The organism is Stratiformator vulcanicus (assembly GCF_007744515.1).
In the GTDB taxonomy this organism is placed as follows: domain Bacteria; phylum Planctomycetota; class Planctomycetia; order Planctomycetales; family Planctomycetaceae; genus Stratiformator; species Stratiformator vulcanicus.
Genome location: NZ_CP036268.1, coordinates 4,226,550 through 4,248,509, shown reverse-complemented (window position 1 = coordinate 4,248,509; position 21,960 = coordinate 4,226,550). Strand labels below are relative to the sequence as shown.

Annotated in this window: 19 protein-coding genes; 6 read left to right on the top strand and 13 right to left on the bottom strand. The window is 58.7% G+C overall.

The genetic code is table 11. The annotated features are described in order from the left end of the window. Nucleotides 1-41 precede the first annotated feature (41 nt). On the bottom strand, nucleotides 42-473 hold the full coding sequence (locus Pan189_RS16915; RefSeq protein ID WP_145365271.1) for a DUF1036 domain-containing protein: 432 nt from the start codon (nucleotides 471-473) through the stop codon (nucleotides 42-44). A gap of 262 nt (nucleotides 474-735) precedes the next feature. Between Pan189_RS16915 and Pan189_RS16910 the strand changes: the two genes are divergently transcribed. Then, nucleotides 736-2,292, top strand: coding sequence for a glycoside hydrolase family 32 protein (locus Pan189_RS16910; RefSeq protein WP_145365270.1), 1,557 nt, complete (start codon nucleotides 736-738; stop codon nucleotides 2,290-2,292). A gap of 131 nt (nucleotides 2,293-2,423) precedes the next feature. Next, complete coding sequence (locus Pan189_RS16905) at nucleotides 2,424-3,296, top strand: hypothetical protein (protein ID WP_145365269.1); 873 nt, start codon at nucleotides 2,424-2,426, stop codon at nucleotides 3,294-3,296. A gap of 59 nt (nucleotides 3,297-3,355) precedes the next feature. On the opposite strand, the gene Pan189_RS16900 is transcribed toward Pan189_RS16905, so the two are convergent. The 4 genes from Pan189_RS16900 to Pan189_RS16885 all read right to left on the bottom strand — a co-directional run bounded on the left by Pan189_RS16900 (nucleotide 3,356) and on the right by Pan189_RS16885 (nucleotide 8,112). Continuing rightward, entirely contained in the window at nucleotides 3,356-4,300 is a 945-nt protein-coding gene (locus Pan189_RS16900; RefSeq protein ID WP_145365268.1) for a hypothetical protein, read from the bottom strand. Nucleotides 4,301-4,527: 227 nt separating this feature from the next. Further along, nucleotides 4,528-5,151: an RdgB/HAM1 family non-canonical purine NTP pyrophosphatase gene (gene rdgB / locus Pan189_RS16895; RefSeq protein WP_145365267.1), complete on the bottom strand. Its 624-nt coding sequence runs from the start codon at nucleotides 5,149-5,151 to the stop codon at nucleotides 4,528-4,530. A gap of 163 nt (nucleotides 5,152-5,314) precedes the next feature. Beyond that, nucleotides 5,315-7,216: a 1-deoxy-D-xylulose-5-phosphate synthase gene (gene dxs, locus Pan189_RS16890; protein WP_145365266.1), complete on the bottom strand. Its 1,902-nt coding sequence runs from the start codon at nucleotides 7,214-7,216 to the stop codon at nucleotides 5,315-5,317. Then, nucleotides 7,216-8,112, bottom strand: coding sequence for a polyprenyl synthetase family protein (locus Pan189_RS16885; RefSeq protein ID WP_145366232.1), 897 nt, complete (start codon nucleotides 8,110-8,112; stop codon nucleotides 7,216-7,218). The genes dxs and Pan189_RS16885 overlap by 1 nt, the downstream gene beginning before the upstream one ends. Nucleotides 8,113-8,322: 210 nt before the next feature. On the opposite strand from Pan189_RS16885, the gene Pan189_RS16880 reads away from it, so the two are divergent. Continuing rightward, nucleotides 8,323-9,549: a lysophospholipid acyltransferase family protein gene (locus Pan189_RS16880; RefSeq protein WP_145365265.1), complete on the top strand. Its 1,227-nt coding sequence runs from the start codon at nucleotides 8,323-8,325 to the stop codon at nucleotides 9,547-9,549. A gap of 54 nt (nucleotides 9,550-9,603) precedes the next feature. Here Pan189_RS16880 and Pan189_RS16875 read toward each other — a convergent pair whose 3' ends face one another. The 5 genes from Pan189_RS16875 to Pan189_RS16855 form a co-directional block, all read right to left on the bottom strand. After that, a complete protein-coding gene (locus tag Pan189_RS16875) occupies nucleotides 9,604-10,653 on the bottom strand; it encodes a hypothetical protein (protein ID WP_145365264.1) in 1,050 nt (349 codons plus the stop codon). A 57-nt stretch (nucleotides 10,654-10,710) separates the two neighbouring features. Further along, complete coding sequence (locus Pan189_RS16870; protein ID WP_145365263.1) at nucleotides 10,711-12,027, bottom strand: nucleotide sugar dehydrogenase; 1,317 nt, start codon at nucleotides 12,025-12,027, stop codon at nucleotides 10,711-10,713. Between the two features lie 4 nt (nucleotides 12,028-12,031). Further along, nucleotides 12,032-12,418, bottom strand: coding sequence for a PleD family two-component system response regulator (locus Pan189_RS16865; RefSeq protein WP_145365262.1), 387 nt, complete (start codon nucleotides 12,416-12,418; stop codon nucleotides 12,032-12,034). After that, nucleotides 12,415-13,605: a THUMP domain-containing class I SAM-dependent RNA methyltransferase gene (locus Pan189_RS16860; RefSeq protein WP_145365261.1), complete on the bottom strand. Its 1,191-nt coding sequence runs from the start codon at nucleotides 13,603-13,605 to the stop codon at nucleotides 12,415-12,417. Before Pan189_RS16860 ends, Pan189_RS16865 begins: the two co-directional genes overlap by 4 nt. A 1,204-nt stretch (nucleotides 13,606-14,809) precedes the next feature. Further along, a complete protein-coding gene (locus tag Pan189_RS16855) occupies nucleotides 14,810-16,648 on the bottom strand; it encodes a UbiD family decarboxylase (protein WP_145365260.1) in 1,839 nt (612 codons plus the stop codon). 243 nt (nucleotides 16,649-16,891) lie between these two features. On the opposite strand from Pan189_RS16855, the gene Pan189_RS16850 reads away from it, so the two are divergent. Continuing rightward, a complete protein-coding gene (locus tag Pan189_RS16850; RefSeq protein WP_145365258.1) occupies nucleotides 16,892-18,040 on the top strand; it encodes a metallophosphoesterase in 1,149 nt (382 codons plus the stop codon). A 163-nt stretch (nucleotides 18,041-18,203) separates the two neighbouring features. Next, on the top strand, nucleotides 18,204-18,680 hold the full coding sequence (locus Pan189_RS16845; RefSeq protein ID WP_145365256.1) for a hypothetical protein: 477 nt from the start codon (nucleotides 18,204-18,206) through the stop codon (nucleotides 18,678-18,680). A gap of 68 nt (nucleotides 18,681-18,748) precedes the next feature. On the opposite strand, the gene Pan189_RS16840 is transcribed toward Pan189_RS16845, so the two are convergent. Further along, nucleotides 18,749-19,123 (bottom strand): rhodanese-like domain-containing protein, encoded by a 375-nt coding sequence (locus Pan189_RS16840; protein ID WP_145365254.1) that lies wholly within the window; start codon nucleotides 19,121-19,123, stop codon nucleotides 18,749-18,751. 90 nt (nucleotides 19,124-19,213) lie between these two features. Continuing rightward, nucleotides 19,214-20,395 (bottom strand): alkaline phosphatase D family protein, encoded by a 1,182-nt coding sequence (locus Pan189_RS16835; RefSeq protein ID WP_145365252.1) that lies wholly within the window; start codon nucleotides 20,393-20,395, stop codon nucleotides 19,214-19,216. 143 nt (nucleotides 20,396-20,538) lie between these two features. Here Pan189_RS16835 and Pan189_RS16830 point away from each other — a divergent pair, with 143 nt between their 5' ends. Further along, complete coding sequence (locus tag Pan189_RS16830; RefSeq protein ID WP_145365250.1) at nucleotides 20,539-21,174, top strand: Uma2 family endonuclease; 636 nt, start codon at nucleotides 20,539-20,541, stop codon at nucleotides 21,172-21,174. A 12-nt stretch (nucleotides 21,175-21,186) separates the two neighbouring features. Here the strand turns inward: Pan189_RS16830 and Pan189_RS16825 are convergent, their stop codons facing one another. After that, nucleotides 21,187-21,885, bottom strand: coding sequence for a pirin family protein (locus Pan189_RS16825; RefSeq protein ID WP_145365249.1), 699 nt, complete (start codon nucleotides 21,883-21,885; stop codon nucleotides 21,187-21,189). Between the last annotated feature and the right edge of the window lie 75 nt (nucleotides 21,886-21,960).

Here is a 21,960-nt window from a genome sequence, read left to right as displayed (position 1 = left end):
GGTGCCGAGTTTCTACCAACTATTGCGATTGATAGTGCTATTCACCGCAACTTAAACACCTGACCGCGCTTTTCGATCGTCACCTTCTTCATTCCCACTTTCTTGATTTTGCCGCCGAGTCGCGTTCGGCTTTCTTTCAGGCGGAAGCCGTTGGAGGGGTCTTCGACGTAGACCATTTTGTCAGTGCCGAGCCACGTCTTCACCTTCTTTTTTCCGTCCCAAGAGTAGGCGTTGTAGTAGACGTCGCCATCGGCTGTGTAAAACCCATCCAGCGTGGCGGCCGATTCAATTTTATACCAACCGGCGGAGACGAACTCGTCTCCCTCGTTGAATCCGATGGCGATCCAAAGCGGGTACTTCGTCGTGTTCTGAACAGAAAACGGAATCAGACGCTCATCGACTGTCTGGGCACCGGTGGAAGCTCCGCATAGCAAGCAGAAGAGTAATGCTACACCCGGTTTGATCGTGCTCATGGAACGGTCTCCGTTATTAAGGCTGAGTCAGAAAGCCACGTTAAGAGCGGGCTGTTCCGTGGCGATCACATTGCAGAATACCGCTTGAGGCAGGTCCTTTGCCACCCATTATGGATCGAGCGTCAAGAGTCGAGGGTCGAGAGTAATGTCGAACAAGCCGCGCACGCAGTAAGCGGATCGCCGACAAGAGGGGGCTCGTGCTGTTATTCGGCTGGCGCAGGATTTACGCTGGCGTCTCCACACGATTCGGAGAGGACCAACGATGTTTGTGCTACGCAATCGACTATTGCTGACTGCCCTGCTCTACAGTCTGGCTGGGAGTTCAAGCCTGCGGGCCGAAGACATCAATACGGTAGATGTCTCGCCGGAAGCCCGGCGGTTGCTCGATCAGGCCGATGCCTCGGTGGCGAAGGCGGCCGAGGGGCTCGACGATCCCTTACGGCCGCGGTTTCATTTTCATCCGGCCGCGAATTGGATCAACGATCCCAACGGGCCGATCCTGCACCGCGGTTGGTACCACGTCTTCTTTCAGCACAATCCCTACGGCGACGAGTGGGGAAACATGCACTGGGGGCACACGCGGAGCCGGGACTTGGTGAATTGGGAGCGGCTACCGATCGCGATTCCGCCGTCGCCATCCCGGGCGGAAAAGCACGTCTACTCGGGCTGTGCCGAACATGACGGCGACGGCAACGTTCTAGCCTTCTATACCAGCGTTGACGGCGGGCCGAAGCCGAACGAGCAGTGGGTGGCGAAGGCCCTCGATGACGACCTGACGAAATGGCACAAGCCTGATTTTAATCCGCTGCTGACCATTGAGTCGGCTCCAGGGATTACCTTCGGAGCAGGTTTTCGCGACCCGTTTATCTTTCACTTCAAGAATCGCACCTTCATGGTTGTGGGGGCCGATACGCAGGACGAATCGGTGATCCCGCTCTGGGAAGCGGAGGACGACACGCTCTTGAACTGGAAGTACCTCGGCATTGTCTGGCGGACACCGAAGTCGAAGGTGAAATTCCCCGAGTGCCCGAACTTCTTCGAGCTTGATGGAAAGTGCGTCTTAATTATCTCGCCCTATCGCGCACTCGAATATGAAGTGGGGGAGTTCGATCCTGATGCGGACGGCGGGCCGACGTTTCAAGTCGAAAAGAAGGGTCGGCTCGAACCGACCGATTCTCTATATGCCTCCAATATCCTTATTGATGAGTCGGGAGAGCGAATCCTGTTGGGCTGGGCGCGGCACTTTAAAGGTGGCCGAGGATGGTCGGGTGTGTTGACCCTGCCCCGGGTCTTAAGTCTTGATAAAGATCTCACGCTATGTCAAAAGCCGATCCGCACGCTGTCGACTTTGCGGGGTGAGAGTTGGTCGATTGAGAAGCCGACCCGAGTCGAGTCGGCCGAAGGTCTTCGTCCGGCTCCTAAGCTTGAACAGTTTGAGATGGCCGCACGCATGACCATTGCGCCGTCGGATCGCGGGGGCATCTTTCTACATCGCGGAAATGATCTGTTCACAATTCTTTGGGATGAACAGATTGGGTTGTCGGTTGGCCAAATGGATCGCGCCGCTAAAGTCCCGCAGGAGAGCAACGGGTTCGTGATTCCGCTCGATCGGCTCAAGAGTGAGTCTCGGGACTTAAATCTCCGCATCTTTGTCGATCGCGGTTTGGTGGAGATGTTTTCTGCAGATGGCCGAATAGCAATCACGCGGCCTTGGCTGACGAAAACTGCGGAAACCGAAGTGGAATTTATCGCGGGCGGGCGAGGGGCGACGCTGCATTCACTCGACATCTGGGAGATGAAAGACGCCAAAATTCAATAATAGGTGCTCCAAAGCCCACCCTTGAAAGGCTCCTTATTTTCAGCATCGGAGCGCTGGCGCGAACCTGTGAATTGCTCTGACGGTCAGACTTCAATAACCACGCTGCGGTCGATTGAAAATTCGAGTGGGATATGAACGAGATGGATGGAGCAGGCGAGATGCTTCTGCCGGATGACTTAAAAAAGAAGGTTCGTGAGATCAGCGAATCGGCGCGACTTGAACTCGTTTCTTTTGCGATGGAGACGCTCTCCGAAGCTTGTGACGATGCCGACGGGGAGGAGGGGTCGCCGATGGACGATTGGCGTCGAGAGAATCGCGAGAGAGAGGATGCGGCCTTCAGTTCGTTCTCCGCGGCAGACATTCGGCAATTTATTAAAGCACGACGGGGGCGTCACGCGGCAGAGAAGATTGATAATGCAGTCTGGAAGGCGCTGATCGAAACGGAGGTTGGCCCCTACGCCGCACGCAGTCGTTTCAACCTCGCGTTAGATGAAACTCTGATGCCGTCGTTCGCGTTTGATCGCTTCGGAATGTCTTCCACGATCATGCCGGACGGGCGGGAGATCTTCATCGCCGGCGAACATGAGGACTACTATGACCCCGATTTTTATATCTACAATGACGTGATTGTGCGGGACCCGTCAGGTGCGATCGACATCTATGGGTATCCGGAAACGGTCTTCCCGCCGACGGACTTTCATTCTGCGACACGAATCGAGTCGGACATCTTAATTATCGGATGCCTCGGCTATCAGGAGCAACGCGAAGAGAAAACGACTCCGGTGTTCCTGCTCAACTGCGAGACCTTTGAGATTCGAAAGGTCAAGACGACGGGCAAAGGGCCGGGATGGATTCACAACCATAAAGTCAGTTCGTCGCCGAGAGAGGAGTACCTGACCGTCGTTGGTGGGCTCCGGCACCGTGATTCGGAACGCGACTTGATTGCGAACGAAAAGCGGTATCGGCTCGACCTGAAGACCTGGCACTGGACGCGGCACTCCTAAAGCGATTCGCCAAGGGTTGCCGTCGGAGTACTGGCCTCCGAACCAAGGGCGTCGGTGCCTCAGTCCTGATCCTCTTCCCCGTCCTTGTCGCGACCGCGTTCGAACTCTTCGAACTCGCGCTCGAATTCTTCGTCGCACTTGTCGCAGAAGTCGGAGGTCGAGAAGTGCTGAACCCATCGCGTCGCGTCGAGTTCGGGGTGCGTCATCTCGTGAGGACAGAGTTCTTCGAGCAATAGAGTGTAGGCATCCCGGAGGCTGAAGTGCTCGCAAATGTCGAGGGCAATGCCGTGCTCCGCCATGGCAGCGAGGAGGCGGCGCAGGGCGACTTCGATGTCGCGATCGCTCAGCCCGTCAGGCTGCGGCAATTTGAGTGGCGGATCAAAAATCTCGGCAATCGGGACTCCTTCACCGTTCTCGATTAACTCTTCCATCAGTTCGAGATCACGTGTGAAGCCCGAATCATCTTCGGCGCCTCCAAGCGAATGATCGAGCGCCCGAGACTCCGCTTCGAAATGTCGATTGAGTTCGTCCGAAAATAGGTTGTAGGGGTCGTCCGATTCGTCGAGTTCGTTATTTTCTTCCGACCACGGTTCGATCGCCGAATCGGGAGCTGGTCCGACCGCTTCGGGGCCGCTCGACTCGTTTTCTTCAGGAACGGTCTCGATTTCCGGATTGGTCAGTTCGAGCAGCACGCGCCCGTTCTGGCTGAACCATTCCAAGAACAGGACGACGGTGCCGTCACTCATCCGGTCGACCTCCATCCGACCGGTGGGACCGACCTGTTGCCAGGCGATCTCGCTGTAATCGTCGTTGAACGAAGGCTCGGAGAACTCGGAGGCTTCGAAACGAATCCGGCGCCCGGCGAGGTATTTCCCGCACGCCCCGGTCAATGACAGTGAAAGCGGCGTCTGATGTCCTTTGAGTTTGATCCACCCGTTGACACTATTGGTGCGGGTTCCGTCCAATTCCCCGCACGCGACCAAACCGTCCAACCTTAGCGTCATACGCCTGCTCCCCTCACCTGCCGAGCTCTCGTGACGAATCATCTCGCGGAGTCGGCTTTTCGTCCCGATCCATCTGTCCGGTCTGCAACTTCCACGCTGCCGCGATGACAGCAGTCACAGTGGCAACCATTGATCCGACATCGAGCGCTTCGTGTCCGAGTTGTGGGGATTTTATCGATCCTTGCGATCGGTCGGAACGATGAATCACGTGTTTCGCCGAAATTACCTCAACCCGTTCTCGCACTGTCGGTAGATATCACCACCCCGGCGAGTCGCGGCGCCATGTGCCGAAAGGCCCGAGAACGATGGCTGAGGTGGCGTTTGACGACTTTCGGGAGTTCGCCGAACGTGCGGTGGAGTTCGCGAATTTCGAAGTACGGGTCGTATCCAAAGCCGTTCTCGCCTCGTGGCTGAGTGGTGATTCGTCCGCGACAGCGTCCCTGCGAAGTCAGCCGGATCTGACCCGAGGGGTCAGCGAGGGCTACGTGGCAGCGGTATTCCGCGCCGCGTTTTGCATCGGCAACGCCGTCGAGTTCGTCGATCAATTTCTGATTGTTCGTCTGGTCGTCGGACTGTTCCCCTGCGAAGCGTGCGGAAAAAATCCCCGGTCGGCCTTTGAGGGCATCGACGCACAGCCCGCTATCTTCGCCGATCGCCCAACAGCCGAGATGATTCGCGACTTCGGTCGCCTTTTTGGCAGCATTCTCGTCGAAGGTTTCGCCGTCTTCGACGGCCTCGGGCACATCGGGAAAATCGGCGACGCACTGAATCTCAAAGCCGTAGGGCGCGAGCAGATCCTCGATCTCCACGATCTTCCCGCGGTTGCGACTGGCAATGATGATGGACGTCATCAATTCGGTTGTCTTCGAGATAGGCCGTTCGTCTCACTCGTTGAACGAGAAAAGCGATTCTCTCAACAAGCCGCGCACGTAGTGAGCGGGTTTCTTAAGTGGACGCCGCGTGATCGATCCGCTTACTGCGTGCGCGGCTTGTGGGGGCGCCTTAACAGTTTAGTCAGGAAGTCTGCAGTGTGCCGCGGTCTGCTAATGAGTGGGCGGTGGCGGCGAGGCCGTCGACGTCGAGGCCGCAGGAGGCAAGTAGCTCGTCACGGTCACCGTGTTCGACGAACTCATCCGGTAGGGACAAAATCCGCAGGTGATCTGTGCGATGCCCTCGCGCGTTGGCCGCTTCCAGCACGGCCGAACCGAATCCTCCCGATGAGGTGTTCTCCTCCGCCGTGATCACGAATCCCGTTTCGTCGAGTGCCCGGCCGATCGTTTCGATATCAATCGGCTTGATGAAGCGGGCATTGATGACGCCGACCTGCACGCCTTCTTCGCGCAATCGCTCGGCCGCGGCGACGCAGCGGGGGAACATCACCCCGCAGGCGACGAATGTGCCGTCGGTGCCTTCGGAGTAGACCTCGGCTTTACCGTGCTCAATCGGCACCGAATCCCGCTCAACCGATTCGACGTTCGCCTTGGGATAACGAATCGATGTCGGGCCGTCGTGCAGCAGGGCAAAGTCGAGCATCGGCGCGACATCGTTTTCATCCCCCGGTGCCATGACCGTCATGTTCGGGAAGACGCGCATATAGGCGTGGTCGAAGATGCCGTGGTGCGTCGGGCCGTCCGGCCCGCACAGCCCGGCCCGATCGAGCGTAAAGATGACCGGCAGATTCTGCAGGGCGACTTCCTGGAAGATCTGATCAAAGCTCCGCTGCAGGAAAGTACTGTAAATATCGACGATCGGCTTCATGCCCGCTTTGGCCATCCCGCCGGCAAACGCGACGGCGTGACCTTCGCAAATGCCCGTATCGAAGAAGCGTTCGGGGAACTCGGCCCTCACCTTTTCGAGTTTGTTCCCCGCGCACATCGCCGCGGTCAGAACGGCGACCTTCGGGTCTTCGGACATTGAGCGATGAATCGCGTCGCTCATGACCTCGGTGTAAGCCTTCGACGATCCCTTTTTCATGGAGACGATTTCGCCCTCGGCGTTGCGCTCGAACGGCGACGGCGTGTGAAATCCAACGGGGTCGGCGCAGGCCGGTTCGAACCCGTGTCCCTTTTCGGTCAGCACGTGCAGCAGAACCGGGCCCTTGACCTCTTTGACCATCTTGAGGGAGTCGATCAGCCCGGTGAGGTCATGTCCGTCGACGGGGCCGATGTAGCGGAAGCCCATCTCCTCGAACAACATTCCGCCGTGCAGAAACGTCTTGGCGGCTTCTTTGGCGTGCCCGAGGACCGATTCGACCGACTCACCGACGACCGGAATCTGGTTGAGCAGCCACGAAATATCCTTTTTCAGCCCGTTGTAGAACGGCGCGGTCCGCGCCCGATCGAGGTACTGAGCCAGTCCGCCGACTCGCGGACAGATGCCCATCTTGTTGTCGTTCAGGATGACCAGCAGGTCTTTCTTCAGTTCGGCGGCGTTGTTCATCGCCTCGAACACAATGCCGGAAGGCAATGCCCCGTCGCCGATGACCGCGACCGACTTACGGCCCGTTTCGCCCAGCAGGTCATCACCCGCTTTCAGGCCGAGAACAGTCGAGACGCTCGAACCGGCGTGGCCGGTGACGAACAGGTCGTACGGGCTTTCCGCCGGATTCGGGTAACCCATCAGCCCGCCGCGCTGGCGGATGGTCTGGAACTCGTGGAATCGACCGGTGACGAGTTTGTGAGGGTAAATCTGGTGTCCGGTGTCCCAGATGAGCCGGTCTTCCTCGAAGTTGAACACGAGGTGCAAGGCGATGCATAACTCGACGACGCCGAGGTTGCTGGCGAAGTGAGCCGGTCGTTCTTCGACGATCCCGGTCAGGGCTTCCCGAATCTCGGCGGCAAGGGTGAGCAATTGCTCGCGCGACAGGCCGTCGAGGTCGTGAGGCGACGTGATATTGGGAAGTATTTGGTATTCCATCAGTGATCTCTTTCGACCGCGAACCGGGCCACTGCGGCGAGTGGCCGGCCGGATTTCCCGAACGGGCTGAGTACCGCGATTGCTTCTTCCGTCAGTCTTGCAGCCAACTTTTGACTCTGTTCCAGCCCGAGCAAGCCCGGGTAGGTCAGTTTATTGTGATCCGCATCTTTCCGGACGCCCTTACCCATTTTGGCGGCGTCTCCGGTGATGTCCAACAGATCGTCGGCGATCTGGAAGGCGAGACCGACGGCGCGGCCGTAGCTTTTCATCGCTTGGCACTCCGATTTAGAACCGCCCCCGACCCTGGCACCCATGACCAGCGATGCTTGAATCAGGGCGCCGGTCTTTCTCAAGTGAATCGATTCGAGGTGCTCCTGATCCCGCACGCCCGAGGTCTCCGCCGCGAGATCGGCGGCCTGGCCGCCGACCATGCCCTCCGGCCCGGCGGCAGCCGCCAGATCTGCAATACAGTCCGCGGCGACTTTTGCGGGTGAAACTTCACGGGCAATGATTTCGAATGAACGGGACAGAAGTGCGTCCCCGGCTAAAATCGCGGTCGCCTCGCCGAAGACGCGGTGATTGGTTGGGCGACCGCGGCGAAGGTCATCATTGTCCATCGCCGGCAGGTCGTCGTGAATCAGCGAATAGGTGTGAATCATTTCGGCGGCAATCGCGACCGGCACGGCCTCTTCCTTCTGACCGCCGCACGCCTCGCAAGCTAACAGAGCCAATACCGGACGCAGCCGTTTTCCCCCGGCTTTCAGACTGTACCGCATCGCTTCGGCCAGTCGCGGCGGGCACAGCGGAGTGTCGACAACGGCATCGTCGAGCGCGGCGTCAATCAACGCCCGGCGGCTCGCTAAGTGCTCTTTGAAATCGACGTCCGTGCCCTGCATGCGCCTCACCGTTCGGTTCCGAAAATCATAGCCGACTCGCTCCCGCTCCGAAACGAAGCAGTCCGATCTGAAAGCGAGATTGAAGCCGGTCGGACGCGCAGCTACGTTTCAGCCCACGATTTGAGACGGTATGGCTTTACCGGATTGCCCCGACCGCGTCTCTTGCCCCTTGTTTTATTTTTCGATTCCGGAAACGAACGGCCGCCGCCCATGCAGGAAGTCATCCTCGAGGAACCTTATGAGTTCATCCCGCCGGTCCGGTCGACTATGTGGACACATATCTGCCGACCTCTTCTCCCGTTCTATCTGAAGAAGTCGCACGGAATTGTCGATGTCGAGGTCCGCGGCACCGAGCGGCTGAAGAAGTCCCTCGATGCCGAGCACGGCGTCATCTTGATGGCCAATCACTGCCGGACCAGCGACCCCATGACAATGGGCTCGATCTCGCGGGCCGTCCCCGGGCAGTGTCTCTACACAATGGCGAGCTTTCACCTGTTCCGGCAGGGGTGGTTTCAGCCGCGGATGATGCGTCGACTCGGAGCATTCAGCATCCTGCGTGAGGGGGCCGATCGAGCCGCGCTCAACTTCGCCATCGACAATCTCACTCGAGCCGAACGCCCGTTGGTGATCTACCCGGAAGGCACGGTCTCCCGGGCCAACGACATTTTGCTGCCGTTTCTCGACGGACCGGCGTTCATGGCCCGCACCGCCGCCAAGCGTCGCCAGAAAGAAGGCAAAGGTCCGGTCGTCATTCACCCGACCGTCTTTCGATACATTTATCTGGACAATGTCGAAGAGACGGTCACTCCGGTCGTGCGAGAAATCGAGCAGCGGCTCTCCTGGACCCCGCAGGAACAACTTCCGCTTGTCGACCGCATCCGCAAGTTGGGCAGCTGCCTGCTCGCCGTCAAAGAGATCGAGTATCTCGGAGCGGCTCAAGAGGGAGAATTATTTGATCGCGCCGAACACCTAGCCGAAAAACTGCTCGCCCCGCACGAGAAGCGGTTTGAGACGGCAACGGGCCCTGAAGATCACGTGGTCATGCGAGTCAAAGCGATCCGCACGAAGATTCTCCCCGAGCTGACCTCCGGCAAATTGAAGCCCGACGAAAAAGCAGATCGATACGAAGTGCTGCGGCAGATCTATCTCGCCCAGCAAGCCGTTTTCTATCCCCGCGACTACCTCACGCCCGACAGCCCGCCCGAGCACATCGTCGAGACGGTCGAGCGATTCGAAGAAGACCTGACCGACAAATTAAGGGTCTTCGGGCGGATGAAAACGATCATCGAAATTGGCGAACCGATCGAAGTCGGAACCGAAAAGCCCCCCCGGGGCGAAAAGGACCCGGTGATTGTCGAAGCTCGGGAGCAGATGTATCAAAAGCTCGCCGCTCTGGCTGACGAGGTGGCGGCGTCTCGAGCGAAAAAAGAATCTTGAAGCAGTGCCTGACCCTTAAAGGCGATTTCATCCGCCTAATCAAATTGTCGAACGTCAACTCGCGACTGCGCCAGACGCAACGGTCAGAATCAAGTCGGGATTCTTAATTTTGACCTGATGCACACCGCGACTGGCGTCGACACACCGAGTTGGGGCGAGCGCCGTCAAGCGGTTGCTGACATAAAAGCAAATCAACGCGACGATCCAAACTCCGGTCACGAAAAGTACCCAAAAAGCTATTTCTCTGGGCAATAAAAGTGAGAATATCGAATAGACGACAATTGAACCGAACGCGGTCATCGCGAGGCCAATGATATTTGATTGCCTTGCCTGTCGGCGACGGCATTCCTTGCAAGCAAGTATCCCCAATTCGGGAGTCGTTGGGTTCGCCAGTTCGAGTTCAGTATTGTCATCCTCCTCGCTTTTCAGGCAGCAGCAGCATTTTTGCGGCCATTCAACACGACCGATCTGTATCGTCTGCCAGCCTCCGGTCTCTGAGTCCCGGATGTCATCGGCAGCGATAGGCACGAAACTTTCCGTGTCGTCGTCAAATTTTAGTGCGGGCGGTGTTCCAGCCGGGACTTTCGGCGGAGCAGGAAAATTTTTGTTCGGTCGTATCGCCGATCGAATGCCGTTTCTTAATAGGAAAATCCCAACGGCAACCGCTATCGAAATTACAGGCCCGCAGATGGCGACCATCGGGGCAGCCGATCTGTCAGGCGGTGGCCCGTTCATGATGCACCATGTGGCAACCAGAGAGCCCGCGATCCCAATGATCGCAATCGAGAAGGCTGCGGTCGACCACCCTCGCAACTTCGTGAGACGGTATCCTCGAACGAGGTCTTCGTTAATCCAATGGCACGACGGGCAAGGAACTAACTCGGCTTCGCTGCTGATTCGGTCATTGAGATTCGACTCCGCTTTCTCCTCTGCCACGGCTTCGGCTTTTGAAGTGCCGATCCCATAGGGCGAGGAAACGTGGCCAACGCCTTGGCGGGCGAGCTCAAAATAGTATTCGCAGCCGCACTTCTCGCACTCAACTTCCACGAGTGCCTGGCCGAGGTGGGATGCTTCGAATTCCGTAGAGAAATACCAAAATGGCATGTAACCAACTCGGCTTGAGGGAGCCACTACGGCGACAGTTACGCGTGAGTCCGACGACTATGCTTTACGAATATTGTTTCTGGCCTCCGCTTTTTTCATCGCATTCCGTGTATCAATCACCAGTGAGGAGTGCTCGGCAATCAAGTCGTAATCGAAGTCCGTGTGATCGGTCGCAATTAAGACGGCGTCTAATGACTTCAAAAAGTCCGGCGTAAGCTCGCGGCTCTCCAGCCCGGCGATCGCGTGTTTGCGCATCGTCGGGGCGACGGGGATATAGGGATCGCTGTAAGAAACTTCGGCTCCCAGTTCCTGCAGCTTTTCAATTAATTCGAAGGAGGGACTTTCGCGCGGGTCGTCGACATCTTTTTTATAGGCCAACCCCAGCACGCAGATTTTGCTGCCGCGGACCGCCTTGCCCGTTTCGTTTAAAAAAATCATCAGGCGGCGGATGACATAGTCCGGCATCCGCGAATTGACCTCGCCGGCCAGTTCGATGAACCGTGTCGTCATATTCTGCTTGCGAGCCAGCCACGATAGGTAAAACGGGTCGATCGGGATGCAATGCCCGCCCAATCCCGGACCCGGATAAAACGCCTGAAAGCCGAACGGCTTCGTCTTGGCCGCTTCGATCACCTCCCAGACATCGATTCCCATCCGGTCGAAGAGCATTTTTAAGTCATTGACCAGCGCGATATTCACCGCCCGATAAGTGTTCTCCAATATCTTCGATGCTTCAGCGATCTCGGGCGAGCTGACAGGGACCACCGAGACAACGGCGTTCTCATAAAGTGCGACCGCGGCTCTCAGGCTGCCTTCATCAATTCCGCCGACGACCTTGGGGATGACAGAAGCCGTATGTGAGGGGTTGCCGGGGTCTTCGCGCTCCGGGCTGTAGGCTAGAAAAAAGTCCTCACCGACCGTTAGGCCGCTCCGCTCCAGTATAGGCAGCACGATGTCCCGCGTGGTCGTCGGATAGGTCGTGCTCTCCAGTACGACCAACTGCCCCGGTCGCAAGGCTTTCGCGATCTGCTCAGCCGTGCTGATCACATATTTCAGGTCGGGTGAACGATCTTCGTCGAGCGGCGTCGGAACGCAAATTAAGAGTGCGTCCGGCTCCGATAGCCGGGTCATATCGTCGGTCGGCTCGAAGCAGTCGTGATGCCGCCACTCATTAAGTTGTTCATCGGGCAGGCCGCGGATATAGCTCGTTCCAGCGAGCAGCTTGTCAATCTTGACGCGGTCGACGTCAAAGCCGATGACTTTAAGTCCGCCGTCGATAAAGGCTCGCGACAACGGCAGCCCGACATAGCCGAGACCGATCACGCCCACGCGAGCCGACTTCACTTTCACAGTTTCGAGAAACGAATTCAGCATCGGCTTACTTCTTCGGCTCGCCGAGGTAGGGCTTCAGTCGATCGACGACCTCGTCGTTGCCAATCTCATTCTTCCCGAAGCCGTACTCTGCGCCCACTCCGACGGCGGTCTTCTGGGCGTCTTCGAAGTTCGACACGATCATGACAGGCGTCTCGGCGGTTTCCTCGGCCGTCTTAATTGCTTTGAGGACTTCCATGCCTTCGGAATAATCGGCATCGAGTTTGCGATTGACGAGCACGAGGGCGTATTCCTCCGCCTTCGACATCTCGATCGCCTGGCTCTTGCTGTCAGCGGTATCCCAACTGACATCGAAAGTCTCAGTCAGGAACGACCGCAGTGACATATTGTCGGGAGCGCACTGCCCGACGCTTAAGACTCGTTGGCTCTTCATGAGTTATTCTCCGTTAAATTCGGTTCGGTCGCGGTTTCGCTTTCGGCATCAGCGAGGTCACGCCGCTTCGGCGGTCGCGGGCCGAGGAATTGATGGTAGGTGCATTCGATCGTTCCGTTATACAGTTTTCGCCGCCGCGTCGCCTTCCTGCCGATCGCCCGATCGAAGCCCCGATCAGCCGCCAGTACGAAAAATGACCAGTTTTCTAGTCGCTCGAACAACTCCGACAGTTGGCGATTCACGTTGCTCGCCGCAGCCGCGTTCCCCAACCGCTCGCCGTACGGCGGGTTGGTGATCAGCACGCCGTACTTCTTGGCCGAGGAGGCCTCGGCCAGCGGTTTCTGCTGAAAATGAATGTCGTCGGCGACCCCGGCTCGCTCGGCGTTTTCCCGCGCGATCCGCAGCACCGCGGGGGCGATGTCGGTCGCAAGCAGCGGCGACTCGAAGGAATCTGTGACGAGGTCCTGAGCCTCGGTCTGCGCTTCGTCCCAAATGCTATCCGGCAGCGAACCCCACGCCTGCGAAACAAAAGTCCTATGGCCGCCGGGGGCGATGTTTCGACCCAGTAAAGCCGCCTCAATCGCGATCGTCCCGCTGCCGCAGCAAGGGTCCATGAACGGTCGGTCACGGTTCCACACGCTGAGCTGCACCAGCGCAGCCGCGAGCGTCTCCCGCAGGGGGGCCGAGCCGCTTTGCGTCCGGTAACCCCGACGGTGCAGCCCCTCGCCACTGGTGTCGAGTGCGACGGTGGCGACATCCTTGTGCAGCGAAATCGAGATCGGCACCGTCGGCCCGGTCTCGGGGAGTTCCGTCACGTTGTGCTGCTTCCGTAGGGCCTCGACGACCGCTTTCTTCGCGACCGACTGGCAACTCGGGGTGTGAGTGAGTGCGGAATGCCGGCTCCCCACCGTCACCGGAAACGCCGCATCGGGCGGCAGCCACTCCCGCCAATCAATCCCCTGCATGCCTTCGAACAGTTCGTCGAAATCCCCTGCCGGAAACTCCGCCACGCGAACCAACACCCGGTTCGCCGACCGCAACCACAGGTTGCACCGCGCAATCGCCGACGCATCCGCCTCGAACGCAATCCGCCCGTCGGTCGTGGAGGTGTCTTCGTACCCGAGAGCCGCAAGCTCCCGAGCAACAACGGCTTCCAGGCCGAACGCGGCCGTGGCGATGAGGTGCATGGTGTCAATCTTTGCAGTAGCGTGAAGACCGCGACGATACCAGATCAGCATTTCCCTCGCGAAGATGCATCGAATACGGGCGTTCCATGAGCGGAGTCAATTCGCCAGCGATTTCGGCAAGACCGTGGTGGCGATCACGTTGGGTGTGGATCGGCCTCGGGTTGCTTCTGTGCCTGCATCTTAGCGCTATTCCGTTGCTGCAGAGTGCAAGAGGGACCGGTCGAGCAACGGTGACCTTTCAGGTTTTCCAATCTGATGAATTTCCACTTCAGCACGCGAATCCAGATCAGATTGCGATTGTCGAACTTTTGACTGGCGAAGTATTAGTTGAAGCATCGCCCGACGAATCTCACTCTACGGAGTTAACGTGCGAAATTTTCACCGGGTTTTCGAAGGGACCGCTCGTCGATCGACAGAGTTTTCCGCCTGATCGGTACGGAGTCCGTCTAACATACGGCACGCTTACGGTCGAGTGGCCGCTTAAAGCATTGCTCGAACGGGACGACTTCTGGCTAAATGATGATCGGATCATTAATGTCCCCGTCCCCGGAACGCGGATCACTAAGGCGGTTGGCTCTGATCGCTAAGGTGCTTCGAGATTCAATCGCGTCGGGTATGCAAGATATTTGCCTTGGGCGCCATAAGTGCTCACCCGAAATGAAGCCGCGCACGGCAGTAAGCGGATCAGGGCAAAGCCGCCGCACGCGATGCGACCCCGCGACGTGATCCGCTCCTTACCAGTCGCGGCTGCATGGGGGCCGCAGCAAGCATCGCTTTCTGAGAAATGGTGATCGAGTGCGGGGTGTGGATTCGTGAGTGCTCGTCGCTTCGCCCCTTGATTGGTCCTCGGTTCCCAGGAACCGCGGCTTGTTGATGGGGTGGCGGGGTGCGTGTCGCCCCCGCAGTGGGATGCCCGCGCACTCTTTGCACCATTGGCTGACCCGACAGGCTTCGCACATCGAGTGCACGCGATGCAAGGAGAAAGCCCACCGAACACTGCGGGGGTGACACACCCCCGGCACCCACGAGCAATGGAAAACGGACCGGTGAGAGCGGCGGGTGGCTGGGGACGGCGCTTTCGCCGCCCCCAGTGATCGCCGTGCAGAGTTTCGAATTCGAGGCAATACACGAGGCGATGCCGCCATAGCTCTGGGGGCGGCATCCATGCCGTCCCCAGCCACCCAATGTGAGTTGTCGGTACGGCTCAAAACAAGCCGTGCAATGGGCCGCCGGGGGCGGCTAATTTGTCGACGCGGCGGGTGACCTCGGGGTCTTCGATCAGAGGCGGGGCGTGGTGGGGTTTGATGCGGGCGTCGATGACCAGTGAGCCGCGGCAGCCCCAGTGCTTGTCTTCGATGAACGACCCGACGCCTTCGATATCGGTCGCCGGGTTGGAACGGGTGAACGTCACCCACAAGAAGTTGTGCCAGCTCTGAGCCGTGAACTCGCTGTCATCGGCGATCACGACCAGCGGAAAGCGGTTTAGCGCGTGGTCGAGCGGCAGTTTCTCGCAGAATCGGCGGACGGCGGTGTCTCTCCCCTGCTCTTCGCTCGCGTACTTTGGCCCCTGGACGACCACAATCCCCGGGGCGAGAAGCTGCGGTTGGTCGAAGCCGTCGGGTAGTGACATCGACGGCAGTTCCGTCGGTAGTTCCCGCCGCGGCTCACCGGCTGCCGCGATCACGAGCTTGGAACCCTCGTTGAAGCCTGTGCCGGAGTAGTCGAGCGTGTCGATGGTCGTCCGCGTCTGAAAGTGCAGATCGCGGGTCCAGTCGACTCGGCGGAGGATGTGGTCGAACATCTGCGGCACGTTTTCGACGTTGAGGTCCGGGGCATCCTCCTTCGCGGCAATCAAGAGGTACTTCGCCAGCGAGAGTTGCCCCTGCCCCAGGATCGCGTTGGCGATCGTGAGGAGTTCTTGGGGTTGTCGCTTCGATGCGTAGGGCACGTAGCGTTCGCTGCCGATCGCAAGCAGTAATGGATGCACGCCAGACTCATCGACCGCGTTGACGCCGTGGACGCCGGGGATCACGGTCGGGATGGCGGGGCCGGTCAACTCGTGAATCAGCTTGCCAAACGACGTGTCCTCCTGCGGCGGTCGACCTACGACGGTGAAAGGCCAGATCGCCCCATCGCGGTGGTAGACCTTGTCGACAATCAGCACCGGGAAGTCATGTACCTTGGCGTAATAGCCGAGGTGGTCACCGAAGGGTCCCTCGGGCATCTGCCGGTTGGGATCGACGGTGCCGCAGATGCAGAAGTCGGCCTCGGCGTAGATCGCGGGACGATCCTTCTGTTTGACCATTCGAATCGCTCGCTTGGAGAGAGCCCCGGCGAAGGTCAGTTCGGACATCCCCTCGGGCAACGGCATCACGGCGGCGAGCATCATCGCGGGGCTGCCTCCCACGAAGATGTTGACGTGAAACGGCTCGCCATGCTCGATCGCCTTCGCATGATGAACGCCGATGCTGCGATGGAGCTGATAGTGCAGCCCGACCTGCCCCTCGGGGTCGTAGTCATTGCCCGCAAGCTGCACCCGATACATGCCGAGGTTCGATTTCATCAGACCCGGTGCGGCGGGGTCTTCCGAATAGACCTCCGGTAGCGTGACGAACGGCCCGCCGTCATCGGGCCAGCAGACGAGCTGCGGCAATTCCGACAGTTTGCACTCTTTCGCGAGGATCGGTCCACGCGACACTTTCCGCGGCAGCATCGACATCGCGGGGCGAAAAATATCGCGGTATCGCCAAGGATTCTTCGCGAGATTCGCGGGATCGATTTTCAATTCGACGAGGTGCTCGACGGCTCGCAGCGCATCGCGAAACAGAAACTTCGCGCGATCGAACGTCCCGAACAAATTGCTGACCATCGGGAATCGGCCGCCTTTCGGCCGTTCGAACAGCAGGGCCGGACCGCCCGCCTGGTAGACCCTCCGATGAATTTCGGCCATTTCGAGATGCGGGTCGATCTCTTCGGCAATGCGGACAAGCTGCCCGGACCGCTCGAGGTCTTCGACGCATTGCGTCAGATTGCGATAGCCCATTTTGCAGTCGAGAGTCGAGGGTCTAGAGTCGAGAGGAATACTGAACAAGCCCGCAGCGCGAGCGAGGGGTTTTTCTCTGGCGGTATCCGCAAGGAGTTAAATCCCGCCTTGGCACGAGCGATTGTAGACGTTCGCTCCGAATGTCACGCCGCCGCAGCGAGTGTGTCGGATCGTCGCGTCTTCCAGTGATCGGGGCCAGTCACTAGAATCCGCGCGGCCATCCCCACCGCCACCCGAGCCGCCATGTACCTGCTTTCGATTCCGATTCTTCTGCTGCTAGCCATCGGGCACGCGGCATTCCTGGCGGCGTGCATCAACCGCTATCAGGGGTTCGCCCACCGCGGGCTTGCCGACAAACTTGGAATCCTAATTCACTTCGCTGCGATGTTCGGTGTCCCGATCGCCTTCTTGATTCTCGAGCGCCCTTGGGAACCGGAGTTCGCGTCTCGATTTGCCGCGCGGCCTTCGCCGTTTTGGACCGCCTATGCCGGGTTCTGCATTGGCGGACTCGTTTCGCTGGCGATCGGTAGTCTCCGGAACGTGACGCGTTCTCGACCCCGCGCGGTCGTAGACGAACAGCAGGAATTAGTCGTCCCTCCCCCGCCCTCGCTTGGGGAGGAGCCGACCGGAATCATGGGTCGAATCGCCCGTTTACCGGGAAACGAGTCTCGGACGTTCGAAGTCCTTGAGCGAACGCTTGCGATTCGGAACCTGCCCAAAGCGTTTGACGGCCTGCGGATCGTTCAGTTGTCTGACTCGCACTTCCTCGGTGGGATCGACCTCGCCTTCTTTGAAGCCGTCTGCGAGCGGGTACGATTACTGGCACCTGATCTGCTCGTATTCACGGGCGATCTTATCGACGATCTGGATCGGCTGGACTGGCTACCGAAAACGTTCGGTCGCCTCGAAGCTCCGCTCGGCCGCTATTTCATCCTGGGCAATCACGATTGGCGCAAGGGTCCGCAAGCCGTGCGGGAGTCCTTCGAACGGGTCGGATGGACGAACGTGGCAGGCCGGGTCGTTACGATCGATCACAACGGCAGTGCGATCGCCATCGGCGGCGACGAGCGCCCCTGGATGGGGGAAATCCCGCCGATCGGCGATACCGCCGCCGAATTTCGCTTATTGCTCGCTCATACGCCGGATCGAATCGGTTTTGCGCAGCGATCCAGAGTCGATTTGATGCTGGCCGGTCACAATCACGGCGGTCAGATACGCTTTCCGATCCTCGGACCGATTTACTCGCCCAGCCGCTTCGGGACGCGTTACTCCGGCGGGTGTTACGAGATCGGTCGAACGCTGATGTGCGTTTCACGCGGCCTTTCGGGCCAAATTCCGTTACGCTACGGCTGCCCGCCGGAGCTTTCGGCATACAAACTGCAACCGGAATGAGCGAACGTGATCAAGTGATGCGGAATCGACGCGGTCTCATCGAATGTCGGGGAAAATCGGCGGCTTGTCGATTTTTTCGCTCTTCGACCCCCTCTGCATGGAGCGACCGGGTGCCTAGAATTGCAGCGTCACTGCCAAGTTTATCTATCCGGGAGGACGAGAGATGAATCTCGTCTATTTTGTTGTCGACTTACACGGTCAACTCCGCCGGGTTCCGACGGACGCGGCCGAAGCGGTCTGGGAAAGTCGCTCCGGGACGAATGTGTTTGACGTCGCGATCGGCGAAGAACTGCGGATGGTCTCCGCGCTGGTCGATGTCGACCTCGACCCTGTCGTCTGCTTTTTCATGAAGCTAGACGTCGATGGCGAAGAGATCACCGATGAATCGCGGCTCGACGCCTACGAGGCGGTGACCGCGAAACACGCCCATCGCAACGATCACCCCGCCGCCCAGCGGCAACTCGAAGGTTGGCCGTCCGACTGGCAGACGCAGTTGGCCGTCGCCCTCGATGTGCCGGTGGCGGGACTGAAGCGAATCGCCATCGGCGGTCCGCTGCTGATGTCCGACCTGTGGGGCGTGCCCGTGAGCCGGGTCGTCGAATACTTCGAAGAAGCAATCGAGGAAGGCCTCGATTCCTAACAGTCCAGAGTCGAGAGGCTAGGGTCCAGAGCAACGGCGTTTAGCCGCGACCGACAGGGAGCGCTTCGCTATTTCTCCACATCATACCCCTCCTCCTTCCAACCGCGCATCCCGCCGTCCATGCTGAGGACGTTGGTGTAGCCCATCTTCTGCAGGTTGTCGGCGGCGAGCGCGGAACGAAATCCGCCGCCGCAGTAGAGGACGATTTCAGTCAACGTCTCGGGAATCGCCTCTTCGATATCGCGTTCGATCACACCCTTGCCGAGATGCCTGGCGCCGGGAATATGTCCCGCGGCGTATTCACTTTCTTCGCGGACGTCGACGAGTTCGAACGACTCGCCCGCATCAAGCCGCTGCTTAATCATTGGCACGTCGGTCTCGGTCACGCGTGTGCGAGCGTCTTCACAGATTTCAAGAAAGCGCGGCGGGTGTTGTTTGGACATGGTTGTGTCGAGGGTCGAGGGTCTAGTGTCGAGAGTGATTAAGGCGAGCCGAGAGCGTCAGCGACCGGAGTCGTTTGCGTGAGAGTCGGTTTACTGGTCGTGCTCCCCCGCGTCGTTCTCAGCCGGTGCAAACAAGCGACTCGGCACTAAATTCGATAAAGCAATAGGAGGTAGTTGAATCACAGGCTCACCCTTCAGCGAACGGATCTGGCATACGATTGCCGCATGTGGGTAGTCGAGTGTAAGGGGGAACTGGGAACCCCAGCGAATCTCGACAAAGCCAAAATTTTCGCCTCGATAGACGGAGCCGAAACGGTGCTCATTAATTTCATTGAGCCACGTAGTCGGCGAGTTCAAACTGCTCGACGTGAGGTCAATGATCTCTCGAAAAGCTGCAGGTTTGCCGACTCTTAAAACATGACTCGAAATCTCCGCGTGGTGACGATCGCCGGAAAGAAAGATCACTGGACCGACTCCGTCTTTAGCAAGCAACTTATTGAAGCGGTCGACCTCTTCCGGAAAGTTGTTCCACTTTTCGAATCCGTGTTGTGAGGAGAGGAACTGAATGCTGCTGCAAATCACTCGCAGTTCGGCGGGCGACTGGAGTTGCTCCTCCAGCCATTGCCACTGTTCTTCGCCAAGTAAGGTGCCATCGCCGCAGCCGAAGGCATAAGGCCCAAACGTTCCGCCGGCTCGATTGCCGAAATTTTCTCTCATCTTTAACGGCCCGCGGAAATACCGCGTATCGAGCAAAATAATTTGCACGCGCTTCCCCGGCGGGCCGATGATTTTCGCGTCATAAATCCCCGGGGTTTTTCGGCGCTCGCTGCCCTCCGGTTCGCCGAAGAAGTCGAGGAAGACCTGCTGTGATTCGGCTTTCTTCGGGTATTCGGCCCCGGCATCGTTGGCCCCGTAGTCATGGTCATCCCACGTGGCGAGGACCGGAACCTTCTGCCGCAGCTTCGTGAAGCCCGGGACCGCGGCAAACTGCCGGTACTTGTCCCGCATGACGTCCATGTCTTCGGTATCGCCGTAAATATTGTCGCCGAGCAGGATGAACAGGTCGGGATCGGATTCCAGAATCGCCTTCCAAATCGGCTGCGGGCGAAATTGTTTCGCGCACGATCCGAAGGCGATCCGCGTGACGACATTTGATTCGTCCAGCGTTGCCCAATCGTCCGGTGCCCAAACCGATGACTTGTCGTCGCAAAAAACAGCGCCCGGCGCCAGCGCAACGGCAAGCATGAGCATGAAGAGCCAACGATTGAGCATGTCTTCCACCTGAAACGGAACTCACAATGCGATGAGTGCGATAAGACCGTGCGGTCCGGAGACCACCGTTGTACAATAAACCGGAAGCGATATCGTGCGAATGATTCCCGGATCGTCCATTAGATCGTTCAACCGCCGCAGCTATGCCCGCATCAGCAAAGTTAGAGACTTCGACTTCGAGCGCGCCACCCGATGATGGGTCGAGAGCGGTTCGTTTTACCGTCGAACAGTATCAACGCATGATCGACGCGGGTGTCTTTGATAGCGACCGCCGCGTTGAACTGCTGCGTGGGAGAATCGTTCGCATGCCCGCGATGCAAAACCCGCATTGGTTCCTGTTGCATCATGTCGAAAAACTGATCAACGGGCTATTGCCGTCGGGATATTTCACGTCCGAACAGGCTCCAATCGTGTTCGACGATAGTGAGCCGGAACCGGATGTCGGCGTTATCCGCGGTCTTCTCACCGATTACCGTGAGTCGAAACCGCGAGCTTCCGACGCTGCAATGCTTATCGAAATTGCCAGTCGTTCGTTGCTGAGCGATCGACGCGATAAGGGGCCGATTTACGCCTCTGGGAGCGTGCCCGAGTATTGGATCGTCAACGCCATCGATCGCAGTGTTGAAGTCTACCGTGACCCTAAAGCGTCCGTTTCGGCTATCGCGGCCGACTATCAGCAGCGAACGACTTACCGAGACTCGGATCCGATTCCCTTTCAGTTGGATGGCAAAGACATCGCGACGATCCGCTGCGATGAATTGATACCGCTTGCAGACTGATCGCGAATGGCTTCACGCTAGGTCGAATACCAGCAGTTCCGCCCCCTGCTCCGTCGCGATCTGCAGGTGCGACTCTTCGCTGACGGCGAGTCCGTCGCCGGTGTTGATCGCGGTGCCGTTGACCGTGGCGGAGCCGTCGACGACTTGAATCCAGGCGTGACGGTCCGGGGCGAGGTCGACGCTCAATTCCTCTTCGGGTTCAAGGATTGTCGCTGAAACGATGGCGTCCTGGCCGATAGGGAGCGAGCCGCCCCGTTCATCGGGCGAGGCGATCGGTTGCAGGCGGTTCCGCTTCTGCTTTTCTTCGAAGTGCGTCTGCTGATAGCGCGGCGCGATACCCTTCTCGGCCGGCTTGATCCAGATTTGCAGGAGCTTTGCCGGTTTCTCCTTTGAGCCATTGAACTCGCTGTGGGTGAGGCCGCTGCCGGCGGTCATGACCTGCACATCGCCGCGGCGGAGTTCTCCCCCGCCGCCGGTACTATCTTTGTGAGCGAGCACGCCGCCGGTGACATAGGTGATGATCTCCATGTCCCGGTGAGGATGCTCGCCGAAGCCGCCTCCCGCCTCGATCACGTCCTCATTAATGACCCGCAAGGAGCGGAAACCCATGTACCGCGGGTCCTGATAGCCAGAGAACGAGAATGTGTGAAACGTCTTGAGCCAGCCGTGGTCGAAGTAGCCGCGGTCATTGCTCTTGCGCACCGTGAGCATCGAACGTTCCTCGAGAAGCGAGCAGCGGAAAATTAAATATGAGAACCAACAAGCCCGCAGCGCGAGCAAGGGATT